11 protein-coding genes are annotated in these 13,071 nt (G+C 73.6%); 8 read left to right on the top strand and 3 right to left on the bottom strand.

The window, feature by feature from the left end; all coding sequences use genetic code 11:
* Window positions 1–262: 262 nt before the first annotated feature.
* Complete coding sequence (locus I3F54_RS06695; protein WP_240117681.1) at window positions 263–1,621, bottom strand: aspartate aminotransferase family protein; 1,359 nt, start codon at window positions 1,619–1,621, stop codon at window positions 263–265.
* 327 nt (window positions 1,622–1,948) lie between these two features.
* Here I3F54_RS06695 and I3F54_RS06690 point away from each other — a divergent pair, with 327 nt between their 5' ends.
* Window positions 1,949–4,180: a serine/threonine-protein kinase gene (locus tag I3F54_RS06690; RefSeq protein ID WP_240117680.1), complete on the top strand. Its 2,232-nt coding sequence runs from the start codon at window positions 1,949–1,951 to the stop codon at window positions 4,178–4,180.
* A 60-nt stretch (window positions 4,181–4,240) separates the two neighbouring features.
* Here the strand turns inward: I3F54_RS06690 and I3F54_RS06685 are convergent, their stop codons facing one another.
* On the bottom strand, window positions 4,241–4,993 hold the full coding sequence (locus tag I3F54_RS06685; RefSeq protein ID WP_240117679.1) for an SLATT domain-containing protein: 753 nt from the start codon (window positions 4,991–4,993) through the stop codon (window positions 4,241–4,243).
* 282 nt (window positions 4,994–5,275) lie between these two features.
* On the opposite strand from I3F54_RS06685, the gene I3F54_RS06680 reads away from it, so the two are divergent.
* The 7 genes from I3F54_RS06680 to I3F54_RS06650 all read left to right on the top strand — a co-directional run bounded on the left by I3F54_RS06680 (window position 5,276) and on the right by I3F54_RS06650 (window position 12,079).
* Window positions 5,276–5,620: a YbaB/EbfC family nucleoid-associated protein gene (locus I3F54_RS06680; RefSeq protein WP_240117678.1), complete on the top strand. Its 345-nt coding sequence runs from the start codon at window positions 5,276–5,278 to the stop codon at window positions 5,618–5,620.
* Between the two features lie 59 nt (window positions 5,621–5,679).
* Window positions 5,680–6,279 carry a recombination mediator RecR gene (gene recR / locus I3F54_RS06675; RefSeq protein ID WP_240117677.1) on the top strand — a complete coding sequence of 200 codons (600 nt, stop codon included), beginning with the start codon at window positions 5,680–5,682 and terminating at the stop codon, window positions 6,277–6,279.
* Complete coding sequence (locus tag I3F54_RS06670; protein WP_240117676.1) at window positions 6,272–6,931, top strand: DUF5063 domain-containing protein; 660 nt, start codon at window positions 6,272–6,274, stop codon at window positions 6,929–6,931. Before recR ends, I3F54_RS06670 begins: the two co-directional genes overlap by 8 nt.
* Window positions 6,932–7,325: 394 nt before the next feature.
* Window positions 7,326–8,603: an aspartate kinase gene (locus tag I3F54_RS06665; protein ID WP_240117675.1), complete on the top strand. Its 1,278-nt coding sequence runs from the start codon at window positions 7,326–7,328 to the stop codon at window positions 8,601–8,603.
* Between the two features lie 28 nt (window positions 8,604–8,631).
* Window positions 8,632–9,684 (top strand): aspartate-semialdehyde dehydrogenase, encoded by a 1,053-nt coding sequence (locus I3F54_RS06660; protein WP_240117674.1) that lies wholly within the window; start codon window positions 8,632–8,634, stop codon window positions 9,682–9,684.
* A gap of 347 nt (window positions 9,685–10,031) precedes the next feature.
* Window positions 10,032–10,709 carry a SigE family RNA polymerase sigma factor gene (locus I3F54_RS06655; protein WP_240117673.1) on the top strand — a complete coding sequence of 226 codons (678 nt, stop codon included), beginning with the start codon at window positions 10,032–10,034 and terminating at the stop codon, window positions 10,707–10,709.
* On the top strand, window positions 10,706–12,079 hold the full coding sequence (locus I3F54_RS06650; protein ID WP_240117672.1) for a hypothetical protein: 1,374 nt from the start codon (window positions 10,706–10,708) through the stop codon (window positions 12,077–12,079). The genes I3F54_RS06655 and I3F54_RS06650 overlap by 4 nt, the downstream gene beginning before the upstream one ends.
* Window positions 12,080–12,158: 79 nt before the next feature.
* Here I3F54_RS06650 and I3F54_RS06645 read toward each other — a convergent pair whose 3' ends face one another.
* Entirely contained in the window at window positions 12,159–12,965 is an 807-nt protein-coding gene (locus I3F54_RS06645) for an SURF1 family protein (protein ID WP_240117671.1), read from the bottom strand.
* Window positions 12,966–13,071: the final 106 nt, after the last annotated feature.

Here is a 13,071-nt window from a genome sequence, read left to right as displayed (position 1 = left end):
TCGGACTCGGCGATCCGCGCGACCTCTGTGATCCCTGCGATCGCGCCCGGCGATCTCAGCGGTCTCAGCGATCTTGGGGATCCGCCTCTACGAGCACGCCACCTTACGCTTCCGGAAGCCGGGCCGCCCTACCCGCGTAGCGTCACCGTCCGGCGGCTCCCCGCCGGCCCGCCGGGAAGCCGGTGCGGGCCGCGGACCGCGCGGCACCGGAGGGCCGGTCCGCGCCGGGGCGGCCCGGGCGGTGCCGCGCGGCGGGCGTGCGTCAGCCGGTGTACCGGTCGGCCACCGACAGGGCCGCGTCCAGTGCCTCGAAGCCTTCCTTCAGCTCGGCCTCGGAGACGTTGCACGGCGGCACCACATGCGTCCGGTTCATGTTCACGAACGGCCACAGCCCGTGCTCCCTGGCCGCCGCCGCGAAGGCCGCCATCGGCGCGTTCGCCTCGCCGGCCGCGTTGTACGGCACCAGCGGCTCACGCGTCTCACGGTCCCGCACCAGCTCCAGCGCCCAGAACAGGCCGGTGCCGCGCACCTCGCCGACGCTCGGGTGCCGCTCGGCCAGTGCCCGCAGGGCCGGCTCGACGACCGAGGCGCCGAGCCGGGCCGCGTTCTCGACGACGCGCTCCTCCGCCATCACCCGCAGCGTGGCGACGGCGGCGGCACAGGCCAGCGGATGCCCGGAGTACGTCAGACCGCCCGGGTAGGGCCGCCGGCCGAAGGTCTCGGCGATCTCCGGCGAGATCGCGACACCGCCGAGCGGCACGTACCCGCTGTTCACTCCCTTGGCGAAGGTCATCAGGTCCGGCACGACCCCGTAGAGGTCCGCCGCGAACCACTCACCGGAGCGGCCGAACCCGGCCATCACCTCGTCCAGTACGAACACGATGCCGTGCTTGTCGCACAGCTCGCGCACCCCGGCCAGGTAGCCCGGGGGCGGCATCATGATCCCGGCGGTGCCCGGGACGGTCTCCAGGATGATCGCCGCGATGGTCCCCGGACCCTCGAACGCGATCGTCGTCTCCAGGTGTTCCAGTGCCCGCGCGCACTCCTGCTCCTCGGTCTCGGCGTAGAAGCGGGACCGGTACAGGAAAGGCGCCCAGAAGCGCACCACGCCGTTCGTGCCGCTGTCGCTGGGCCAGCGGCGCGGGTCGCCGGTGATGTTGACCGCCTGCTGCGTGCCGCCGTGGTACGAGCGGTAGGCCGACAGCACCTTCGGGCGGCCCGTGTGCAGCCGGGCCATGCGCACCGCGTGCTCGACGGCGTCGGCGCCGCCGTTGGTGAAGAAGATCTTGTCCAGGTCGCCGGGAGTGCGTTCGGCGATGAGCCGTGCCGCCTCGGACCGCGCCTCGACGGCGAAGGCGGGCGCGAACGTCGTCATCGTCGCCGCCTGCTCCTGGATCGCGGCGACGACCTTCGGGTGCTGGTAGCCGATGTTGGTGTAGACGAGACCGCTGGTGAAGTCGAGGTACCGCTTGCCGTCGTAGTCCCAGAAGTACGACCCCTCCGCACCGGCGACGGCGAGCGGGTCGATGAGGTCCTGCGCGGACCAGGAGTGGAACACATGCGCACGGTCCGCGGCCTTCACGGCGGCGCCGGCCTGGGGGTCGGGCAGATGAGGGGTCATGCGGGCGAGCGTAGGTGTCCGGGATGCGGACGCGGTATCGGCGTCCTGTCTGCGGTCGGGGGCGATCCGCGACAGGTTGTCGATCCGGGGGCGGGCGACGGGCGACGGGCGGCGCGCAGGGCCGTTGCCGGCGCCGCGCGCCTTCACCGCGCGCCGCCGCCTCGCCGCCGGCAACGGCTCCCCGGCTTACCCGGAAGCGCTGCGCCGCCCGCCCGGGAGCCGGAGCACCTGTTACCCAACCGTAGAGGCCGGCCCGCCCACCTGCCGGAATCCGGCACTATCCTCGGGATGTCGGAGGGGCGTGCACGGGGGGAGGGGCGGTCGGCCATGGAGCGACTGGGGCCCGGGGAGCCGCAGAGGATCGGGGCGTACCGGCTGCTGGCGCGGCTGGGTGCGGGCGGCATGGGCCAGGTGTACCTGGCCCGGTCCGACCGGGGTCGCACGGTCGCCGTCAAGCTGGTCCGCGAGGAACTCGCCGCGCAGGAGGAGTTCCGGGAGCGGTTCCGGCAGGAGGTGGGGGCCGCGCAGCGGGTCGGCGGTCACTGGACCGCGCCGGTGCTGGACGCCGACACCGAGGCGGCCGTGCCCTGGGTGGCCACCGGTTACGTGGCCGGGCCCAGCCTCCAGCAGGTCGTCGGCCACGACCACGGGGCCCTGCCCGAGCGTTCGGTGCGGATCCTGGCGGCCGGGCTCGCGCACGCCCTGCAGGACATCCACGCCGCCGGCATCGTCCACCGCGACCTCAAGCCGTCCAACGTGCTCGTGACGATCGACGGGCCCCGGGTCATCGACTTCGGGATCGCGCGGGCCCTGGAGACGGTGACCGAGGGCGGGCTCACCCGCACCGGCTCACTGGTCGGCTCGCCCGGCTTCATGGCTCCGGAGCAGGTGCGGGGCGACCGCATCACCCCCGCCTGCGACGTCTTCTGCCTCGGCTCGGTGCTCGCCTACGCCGCCACGGGCCGCCTCCCCTTCGGCTCGGCCAACAGCGGTGTGCACGCGCTGATGTTCCGCATCGCCCAGGAGGAACCGGACCTGGAGGGTGTGCCCGAGGGCATCGCCGACCTGGTCCGCGACTGCCTCGAGAAGGACCCCGCTGCCCGCCCCGGTCTCGACCGCGTCCTGGATCGGACGGGCGCCGAGGACACCGTCGCCGACGGCCGCTCCCGCGACCCCTGGCTGCCGGGTTCCCTGGTGGCCCAGCTGGGGCGGCACGCCGTGCGGCTGCTGGACACGGAGGATCCGGAGGGTCCCACGGGAGCGGCGCCGCAGGCGTCCGCGGGGGGAGGCACGCCCGCCGCCCCGCAGCCGGCCGGTCCCGCCGCACCTGCCGCGCCCTCAGCCCCACCGGCACCGGCACCTGCCGCGCCCGCAGCCCCTGCCGCGCCCGCCGCCCCCGCCGTTGCGCCGGCCGCGGCGCCGGATCCCGGTCCGCCCGGGCCGTCGGGCCGCCCCACGCCGATCTCTGTCGCCGGCCCGGGAGACGTCCCGGGCGCGGGCCAGGCGCCCGTGCCGCCGCCCGCGCCCCCGCAGACCCCTCTGCCCCACCAGGGGTACGGCTACCCCCAGCAGCCCCAGCAGGCGTACGGCCAGGCCCAGCAGTCTCAGGCGTACGGCTACCCCCAGCAGGCCCAGCAGCCGCGACCCGGGACGGGGTACGCCCCGCCCGTGCACGGCCATCCCCAGCAGCCCGGTGGCTGGGCGGCGGGCCCGCCCGCGATCCCGCAGCCGCAGACCCCGTATCCCCAGCAGCCCCAGCAGCCGTACCCGCCCCGGCAGTCGTACGGAGCCGGCGGGAGGCAGACCGGAACCGCCGGCCCGCCCTACGCCGGCCCGCCCTACGGCCCCGGGGGACAGGCACCCGGCGCCGGCGTCCCGCCCCACGGTGCCGGCGGCGGTCTCGGCTCCACGCCTCCCTACGGTCCGCCGCCGATCGCGGCCACCACGGCCGCTCCGCCCGGCGACCCGGCGCCCCCGTCCGGGCGCAACCCCCGCACCACGGTCCTCCTCGTCGCGATCGCCCTGGTCGTGGCGCTGGCCGCGGGCGGCACGGTGTACGCGCTGATGAGGGGGAGCGAGACCCCCGCCGCGCAGCCGACGCCCTCCGCGGCACCCACGCGGGCCGGCACGTCGCCCTCGACCGCGCCGACGGCCACCGAGCCGTCCGCGTCGCCGTCCACCGAATCCGCCTCGCCGCAAGCGGGCGCGGTCCCCGAGGGGTATGTGGGCACCTGGGCGACGACGATCGACAACGCGAGCGGCGCCAACCCCCGCCGGCTCACCATTCGCCAGGGCCAGGTGGGCGACACGGTCCTCACCCTTGTCGCCGACGGTCCCGCCGGCACCAGCACCTACCACTGTGTGTTCGAGGCGAAGTTGATCCAACGACCGCGCCCGCAAGGACCGTTGGAGATCGGGGCGTCCTCGGTGACGACCGGGGAGCCCGCCTCGTCCTGCTCGCCGGGGGCTCCCACGACGGTCACGCTGTTGCCGGACGGACGACTGGAGCGGCTGAACACGAGCACCGGGAAGAAGCTGACCTACACCAGGCAGGGCTGAGGCGGCGGGCCCGTCCGGTGGCCGCCGCCCCGTCCGTGGCCCCCCGGGGACGGTGGAGGCTCAGCGCGGCTCCGGGGGGCGCTGCCGGGGCATGTTGGGCCGCGCGCCGCCCGGCGGCACCGGGAAGCGTCCGCCCGAGCCCGCGGTATCCGACCGTGCCGCGCCGCCCGCGGCCACCGCCGACTGGATCCCCATCGGTGCGGAACCGGTGCGGAACTCCACCATCCAGTCCGTCGTCTCCGTCCGCACCAGCTCCGTCACGTCCTCCGAGAAGCGCCGCAGCACTCCGAGGCACCGCTCGGCGGCCTCGCCGGCCGTCCCGTCCGTCGGGCCCAGCACCTCCCGCACGCTCTCCGAGGCCCAGTCGAACTGCAGCACCTGGAGCCGGCGCTGCACCGCCTGGGCGGTGGCGACGTCCCTTATCCACCCCGAGGTCACCCCGAAGAACCGGTCCACGCCCACACACGCCACGGCCAGCAGCAGCGCGAGATATCCCCAGGGGGCGACCCCGCCCATGACGCCGGTCAGATCCAGCAGCGGCAGCGCCGCCGCCGACACCGCGCCCGCCGCCGCACCCGACCGCAGCACCCGCGCCCCACGCCGCTTCCACACCCGGTCGGTCAGGTACCAGGCCGCCGTCTCCAGAGCACCGCGCTCCACCCAGCGGTACAGGTCGTCCAGGCGCTGGGCGGGTTCCCCCCAGTCCCCGAGCGGGAACACCCGCCCGGTCAGCTCACCCGGCCGCAGGTCCGCCCCGCCCTCTCCCCGCCCGTCCTGTGGCGGACCCTCGGGCTGCATCTCCGGCTGACCCACCCGGCACTCCCTAATGACGAACGGTCACAGTCTGTGACACATGATGCTGACGTGTGCTCTGAGCCGGACCCTTCCTACCGCCCAATGGGTGGCGAAGAGACCGGTCAGCTCACTTTTCCGCCCGGAAGTGGGTCTTGATCAGCTATAGACCGGGCAACCGACTCACTCGAAAGAGTGCTGCGGCGACGCCGGGGCAGACCACGTAGGCTCGTGCCAGGTGGACCCGGACGAGGTCCGCGTCAGCCGACGGCGGCTGACGACAGCTATGACAGGAGCTGATCCGTGATCCCCGGTGGTGGCCAGCCGAACATGCAGCAGCTGCTCCAGCAGGCCCAGAAGATGCAGCAGGACCTGGCCCGGGCCCAGGAGGAGCTGGCGCAGACCGAGGTCGAGGGCCAGGCCGGCGGCGGCCTGGTACGGGCGACGGTCACGGGCGCCGGTGAGCTGCGCGCACTGAAGATCGACCCGGAGGCGGTGGACCCGGAGGACACCGAGACCCTCGCCGACCTGGTCGTCGCGGCCGTGCAGGCGGCCAACGAGAACGCGCAGACCCTCCAGCAGCAGAAGCTGGGCCCGCTGGCCCAGGGACTGGGTGGCGGCAGCGGCATTCCCGGTCTGCCTTTCTAAGACAGGCGCGCGGCATCTACCGTACGTAGAGAAGCAGAACCAGGAAGGACGGCAGTCCGTTGTACGAAGGCGTGGTGCAGGACCTCATCGACGAGCTGGGGCGGCTGCCCGGCGTCGGTCCCAAGAGCGCGCAGCGGATCGCCTTCCACATCCTCCAGGCGGAGCCCACGGACGTCCGGCGTCTCGCCCAGGCCCTGCTCGAAGTGAAGGCGAAGGTCCGCTTCTGCGCCGTCTGCGGCAACGTGGCGCAGGAGGAGCAGTGCGCCGTCTGCCGCGACCCCCGCCGCGACCCGTCGGTCATCTGCGTCGTCGAGGAGCCCAAGGACGTCGTCGCGATCGAGCGCACCCGTGAGTTCCGGGGCCGCTACCACGTGCTGGGCGGAGCGATCAGCCCGATCGAGGGCGTGGGGCCCGACGACCTGCGTATACGAGAACTTCTCGCGCGGTTGGCCGATGGGACGGTCACGGAGCTGATCCTGGCCACCGATCCGAATCTCGAGGGCGAGGCCACGGCCACGTACCTCGCACGCATGATCAAGCCCATGGGCCTGAAGGTCACCCGCCTGGCCAGCGGCCTCCCGGTGGGTGGCGACCTGGAATACGCGGACGAGGTCACCCTCGGCCGCGCCTTCGAGGGGAGACGACTCCTAGATGTCTGACGCCACGCTGCATGCGACCGGGCGGAACCCGGACGACTTCGCGGTCCAGATCGCGGACCAGGTGGAGAGCTTCCTGGTGGCCGTCACGGAGGTCGCCAAGGGCGACGAGCCGGCCTCGGCAGTCCCCTTCCTCCTCCTGGAGGTCTCCCAACTGCTGCTCGCCGGCGGTCGCCTGGGCGCGCACGAGGACGTCGTTCCCGACGAGCGCTACGAGCCCGACCCCGGTCCGGAGCCGGACGCCGACGGGCTGCGCGAGAACCTGGCGCGCCTGCTGGAGCCGATCGACGTCTACTCCGAGGTCTTCGACCCCTACGAGCCCCGCAAGGCGCCCGTCCCGGCCCGCATCTCCGACGACCTGGCCGACGTCATCACCGACCTGCGCCACGGCATGGTCCACTACCGCGCAGGCCGGACCAGCGAGGCCCTGTGGTGGTGGCAGTTCTCGTACTTCTCCAACTGGGGCTCGACGGCGTCCGCGACCCTGCGCGCCCTCCACTCGGTCCTCGCGCACGTCCGGCTGAACCAGCCCCTTCAGGAGCTGGACGGCCTGGACACCGACCAGGGCCTGGGCGACGAGGCCCTGGAGTTCGAGGCGGGCGAGGTCATGGCCCAGGAGATCGCGGGCCCGCTGGGCATCAAGGAGGCGGACTGACGCCGCGGCCGGCGGGCGGCAGTCCGCGGTGCCCGGCTGGGTGCCCCGGACGTAGACCGCGTCGTCGGTGCCGGGCAGGTCCGTGACGCGGTGGGCACGGGTGGGGCAGCGGCCGGCGGCGTCGGGGCCGGGGGCCGCCCGGACGGCGGGCAGGGCCCTCGCTCTTGTCAGGTGCGCCGACCGGGCCCCCTCCCGAACATGTGACCCGACCCACATTCCCGCGTGTGTTCGCGGCCCCTGGGCATGAGCCCTCTGGACGCGAGCGGCCGGAGCAGCCCCTCGATATCTCACCATGCGATATCGGGAGGGTGGATTTCGGACGCTCGATAGACTGAACCGACCGCAGTGCACCGCCGTACCTGCGGAAAGAACACAAACGGAGCGAGGAGCGCACGTGGGCCTTGTCGTGCAGAAGTACGGAGGCTCCTCCGTAGCCGATGCCGAAGGCATCAAGCGCGTCGCCAAGCGGATCGTGGAAGCCAAGAAGAACGGCCACCAGGTCGTCGCCGTGGTTTCCGCGATGGGCGACACGACGGACGAGCTGATCGATCTCGCCGAGCAGGTTTCCCCGATCCCTGCCGGGCGTGAGCTCGACATGCTGCTGACCGCCGGAGAGCGGATCTCCATGGCTCTGCTGGCCATGGCGATCAAGAACCTGGGGCACAGCGCCCAGTCGTTCACCGGCAGCCAGGCGGGTGTCATCACCGACTCGGTCCACAACAAAGCGCGGATCATCGACGTGACGCCGGGCCGCATCCGCGACTCGCTGGACGGGGGCAACATCGCCATCGTCGCCGGCTTCCAGGGCGTCAGCCAGGACAGCAAGGACATCACCACCCTCGGGCGCGGCGGGTCCGACACCACGGCCGTGGCGCTGGCCGCCGCGCTCGACGCCGAGGTCTGCGAGATCTACACCGACGTCGACGGCGTGTTCACCGCCGACCCGCGGGTGGTGAAGAAGGCCCGGAAGATCGACTGGATCTCGTTCGAGGACATGCTCGAACTGGCCGCGTCCGGGTCCAAGGTGCTGCTCCACCGGTGCGTGGAGTACGCCCGCCGCTACAACATCCCGATCCACGTCCGCTCCAGCTTCAGCGGGCTGCAGGGCACGTGGGTCAGCAACGAGCCGATTCAGCAAGGGGAGAAGAAGGTGGAGCAGGCCATCATCTCCGGTGTCGCGCACGACACCTCCGAGGCCAAGATCACGGTCGTCGGTGTGCCGGACAAGCCGGGCGAGGCCGCGTCCATCTTCCGGACCATCGCCGACGCCGAGATCAACATCGACATGGTCGTGCAGAACGTGTCCGCCGCGTCCACCGGGCTGACGGACATCTCCTTCACCCTGCCGAAGACCGAGGGCCGCAGGGCCATCGACGCCCTGGAGAAGAACAAGGGCGGCATCGGCTTCGACTCGCTGCGCTACGACGACCAGATCGGCAAGATCTCGCTCGTGGGCGCCGGGATGAAGACCAACCCCGGTGTCACCGCGGACTTCTTCACCGCGCTGTCCGACGCGGGTGTGAACATCGAGCTCATCTCGACCTCCGAGATCCGCATCTCGGTCGTGACGCGCGCCGACGACGTGCCGGAGGCCGTCCGGGCCGTGCACACCGCCTTCGGGCTGGACTCCGACAGCGACGAGGCCGTCGTCTACGGGGGCACCGGCCGATGACCTCCCGTTCGTACGGAGGCGCACGGCGATGAAGGGCCGACCGGCGCTCGCGGTCGTGGGAGCGACCGGAGCCGTCGGCGCGGTCATGCTCCAGATCCTGTCCCAGCGGGCGGACGTCTGGGGCGAGATCCGCCTGATCGCCTCGCCGCGCTCGGCCGGCCGCAAGCTGGCCGTGCGCGGCGAGGAGGTCGAGGTGGTGGCGCTCGGCGAAGCGGCCTTCGACGGCGTCGACGTGGCCCTGTTCGACGTGCCCGACGAGGTCGCGGCCCAGTGGGCGCCCGTCGCCGCGGCCAAGGGCGTGGTGGTGGTCGACAACTCCGCCGCCTTCCGGATGGACCCGGACGTGCCGCTGGTCGTGCCCGAGGTCAACGCGCACACGGTGCGGAACCGGCCGCGCGGGATCGTCGCCAACCCCAACTGCACGACGCTGTCGATGATCGTCGCCCTGGGCGCGCTGCACGCCGAGTACGGGCTGCGCGAGCTGGTGGTGTCGTCGTACCAGGCGGTCAGCGGGGCCGGCCGGGCCGGGATCGACACGCTGCGGGAGCAGTTGTCCCTCGTCGCCGGCACCGAACTCGGGACGAGCCCGGGCGACGTGCGGCGGGCGGTCGGCGACCGGACGGGGCCGTTCCCGGAGCCGGTCGCGCTGAACGTGGTGCCGTGGGCCGGGTCGCTGCGTGAGGACGGCTGGTCGTCGGAGGAGATGAAGGTGCGGGACGAGTCCCGCAAGATCCTCGGGCTGCCGCGGCTGCCCGTCGCCGTCACCTGTGTGCGGGTGCCGGTCGTCACCACGCACTCGATGACCGTGCACGCCCGCTTCCAGGGCGAGGTCACCGTCGACGGCGCTCAGGAGATCCTGGCCACCGCGCCCGGTGTCGTGCTGTTCGACAACCCGGCCGCCGGGGAGTTCCCCACACCCGCCGACGCGGTGGGCACCGACCCGACCTGGGTGGGGCGGGTCCGCCGGGCGCTGGACGACCCGACGGCGCTGGAGCTGTTCGTGTGCGGCGACAACCTGCGCAAGGGGGCCGCGCTGAACACCGCGCAGATCGCGGAACTGGTGGCGGAGGAGTTGGCGTAGTGCCCTCCCGCGACGGGAAATCGCGTGCCCACCCCCGCGGCCCGTTTATAGGATCTACATGGAACATGTGATCAGGGCAATGGCCCGGTCCACTTGAGTACCGCCCCCGGGGCGGCCGAAGATTTTTCTCCCCGCCTTCCGCAACCGTGCGGAGCGCGGGGAGCGTCTTTGCGGTGGCCCTGTGCTGGGGCGGAGGTGACGCGTGTCATCCGGGACGTGGGGACGGCCTGGAGCGGGCGTGGGGACGCCCGTTCGTTCGGACTTAGGGGAAGAGCGGGACTCATGGTCGGCGCAGAAGTGACGCCCGGCACGTACAACCCCGACGGGGGGACGCGTGTCCAACCGGCGTGGCAGAGGTACTCGACTTCACCGCGGCGGCGCGCGGGACCGCCCGGCGGCCCCCGCGGGCGGGCAGCCGCCGGCCCCGCAGGACAGGCGCGCCCGGCGGCATGCCGGTGATCGCGCCGATGCCCGCAGCGCGGCCCGCCCGCATACCCAGTCAGCGCGACGGAGCCGGTCGGACCGCGGCCGCCGGCACCACCGTCGACCATCTCACCGAGACCTACCGCGCCCACTACCGCTCACTGCTGGGCCTCGCCGCCCTCCTCCTCGACGACACCGCCTCCTGTGAGGACGTCGTGCAGGAGGCCTTCATCCGCGTGCACTCGGCACGCAGGCGGGTCCGCGACCCGGAGAAGACGCTCGCCTATCTGCGCCAGACGGTGGTCAACCTCTCCCGCTCGGCGCTGCGCCGCCGCATCCTCGGACTGAAGCTGCTGTCCAAGCCCATGCCGGACATGGCCAGCGCGGAGGAGGGCGCCTACGACCTGCTGGAGCGCGACTCGCTGATCGACGCGATGAAGGGGCTCCAACGCCGGCAGCGCGAGGTGCTCGTGCTGCGCTACTTCGCGGACATGACCGAGGCTCAGGTCGCCGAGACGCTCGGCATCTCGCTGGGCTCGGTCAAGGCGTACGGCTCGCGCGGCATCGCCGCGCTGCGCAAGGTGATGGAGGCCCGGGCATGACGCACGGCACGGGCGGCGACGGGGGCCCGGGCGGGTACGGGGCGGAGGCCGGGAAGGACGCGCACGGGGACGACGCGCGGCACGCTCCGGGAGCCCCCCGCGCCCCCGACACCCCCGACGCGCACGGCCGCCCCCGGCCCGGGCGGTCCCCGGACCACCGGCCCACCGGCGACCGCCCGGTGCCCGAGCACCCCGGGGCGGACCCGGGCGGCAGGCCGGGCCGGGACCGTACGCCGCACACCGCCCCCGCGCCGGACCTCGGAGCCGAGCCTGCGCGGCGGCCCCGCACGCACGACCCGAAACACCTGCACGCTGGGAACGGAACTGTGAACGACGGCCTGGACGACCAGAGCCCCGGCGGGCTCGACTCGGACGAGCTGGCACTGCGCCGCATGCTGCACCACGCGGTCCAGGAGATCGAGCCGCGCGACGGCGTCCTGGAGCACCTGCAGCGGGCGGTCCCCGCACGCCGGGCCCGCAAGCGCCAGGCGGCCGTCGGCCTCGCCGCCACGGCCCTGTTCCTGGGGACGGCCGTGCCCGCGCTGCTGCACGTCTCCAGGGCCACCGGCACCGACGCCGCCCCCTCCGTCGCCGGCAGCAGCTCGCAGGTCCAGGGCGGTACCGGCGAGGGCAGGACCTCCGACGGTCACGAGAACACGACCGGCAGCGTATCGGGCCCGGTCACAGGCGAGGAACAGGGCGGCAGCAGGGACACCGGCCGGGGCAAGGGCGCCGGTGCGGGCGCCTCCGCCTCGCCGGACCCCGGCCCGGCGGCCACCGGGCCCGCCGAGCCCCCGCGGTGCACCGCCGACCGGCTCGGCGGCGCCAAGGCCTCTGCCGACGGCCCGGACTCCGCCGGCATCGTGTACGGCACGTTCCACCTCGTCAACGTCTCGGACACCAAGTGCGTGGTGGGCGGCGCGGGAAGCATGACCCTCCTCGCCAAGGGCGCCGCCGACCCGTCGAGGATCACGGTCGTGCAGCACACCGCGGGCGACGCCGCCCCCGGTCTGCCCGACCCCTCGCTCAGCCTTTCCGAACTGGTCCTGGCCCCCGGCTCCGCGTTCGACGTGAGGTTCGCCTGGGTCCCGGCGGAGACCTGCCCGACGACCGGCGGGGGCGGCGACGGCGGCGCGGGCGACGGCGGCGGCACCGGCACGCCCTCACCCGCCCCCTCGCCCAGCCCGGCCACCACCGGCATCGCCACCGGCGGCAGTACCGGCACCACCACCCAGATGGTCGCCGAGAACGGCACGGACGGCGGTGTCGTCGTCTCCTACACCCCGGCGACGGGCACGGCATCCGTCACGGTGACGGTGCCCCACGCCTGCGCGGGCACGGTGTACCGGACGGGGCTGCTGCCGCAGTAGGGGCAGAGCCGCCGCGGGAGGGGCCGGGACGCCGTGGCGGAAGTACGGGCGAGGAGCCCGTACCGCAACGGGACGTCCCTCACGCCCCGGGTGCCCGGGCCGGTGCCGGGACGCCCGCGGGCTCCTGACCGGAGACGATCCCCAGCCGGGCGTCCCGCTGGTGCTCCACCTCGCGCCGCAGCAGCCGGAACCACATGAACACCACGAACCCGGCGAAGACGAACCACTCACCGGTGTAGCCGAGGTTCTGGAACGCCTTCAGGTCCAGTCCGCTGCCCGTGGGCGAGGCGGCCGGCACGGCCGTCATCCCGGCGTCGGCCCGGTCGAGGGTGACCCACGCGTCGTACAGGTCGTACGGCACGAGGTTCACCAGCGACGCCGCGCTGATCGCGGCCGTCTGCCCGGCCGGCAGGCCGCCGCGGGCGCTGACGCCGTTGTCACCGGGCGTCTCCGAGGCCTGGAGCGCTCCCGTGACGCTGACCTGGCCCTCCGGCGGGGCGGGTGCCTTCGCCGCGTCGGCGGCGCCGGGCAGCCAGCCGCGGACCACCGGCAGGGCCTTTCCGGAGTCGGTGCGCAGCAGGGTCAGGACGTAGAAGCCGCTCCGGCCGTCCAGTTCCCGGTCGGGGACGAGGAGCTGCTCGCCGTACCGGCCGGTCGCGGTGACCTGCTTGCCGGACGTCCGCTTGTCGACGGGAAGCAGGTCGGCCAGTGGACGGGCCGGAGCCACCCGGGCCGCCGCGGCATCGGCCTCGGCGTTGCGGTGCTCGTCGACGCGCGCCTCGAACCGGCTCAGCTGCCAGGACCCCATGAACACGCAGAAGGGGATGGCCAGCAGCACGAAGACGTTGATCCCCCACCAGCGGGGCGTCAGCAGGAACCGGTACACGCCCTCCACGGTACGGTGCCCCGCGGCGGTTCCCGCACGCGGGCTCGTCCATCCCGTGCGGCGGGTCCGGGCGGGATGTCCACAGGCTGGGGACCTGGGCGGTCGA

Origin of the sequence: Streptomyces sp. MUM 2J, assembly GCF_022414535.1 — a bacterium.
Taxonomy (GTDB): Bacteria; Actinomycetota; Actinomycetes; order Streptomycetales; family Streptomycetaceae; genus Streptomyces.
The sequence above is the reverse complement of the archived record's forward strand: the minus strand, read 5'-3'. Positions and strand labels throughout refer to the sequence as shown.

Bases quoted from the DNA above. Each gene is read 5' to 3' on its own strand.
- I3F54_RS06695 (WP_240117681.1), bottom strand. From the start codon at position 1,621: ATGACCCCTCATCTGCCCGACCCCCAGGCCGGCGCCGCCGTGAAGGCC.
- I3F54_RS06690 (WP_240117680.1), top strand. From the start codon at position 1,949: ATGGAGCGACTGGGGCCCGGGGAGCCGCAGAGGATCGGGGCGTACCGG.
- I3F54_RS06670 (WP_240117676.1), top strand. From the start codon at position 6,272: ATGTCTGACGCCACGCTGCATGCGACCGGGCGGAACCCGGACGACTTC.
- I3F54_RS06660 (WP_240117674.1), top strand. From the start codon at position 8,632: ATGAAGGGCCGACCGGCGCTCGCGGTCGTGGGAGCGACCGGAGCCGTC.
- I3F54_RS06650 (WP_240117672.1), top strand. From the start codon at position 10,706: ATGACGCACGGCACGGGCGGCGACGGGGGCCCGGGCGGGTACGGGGCG.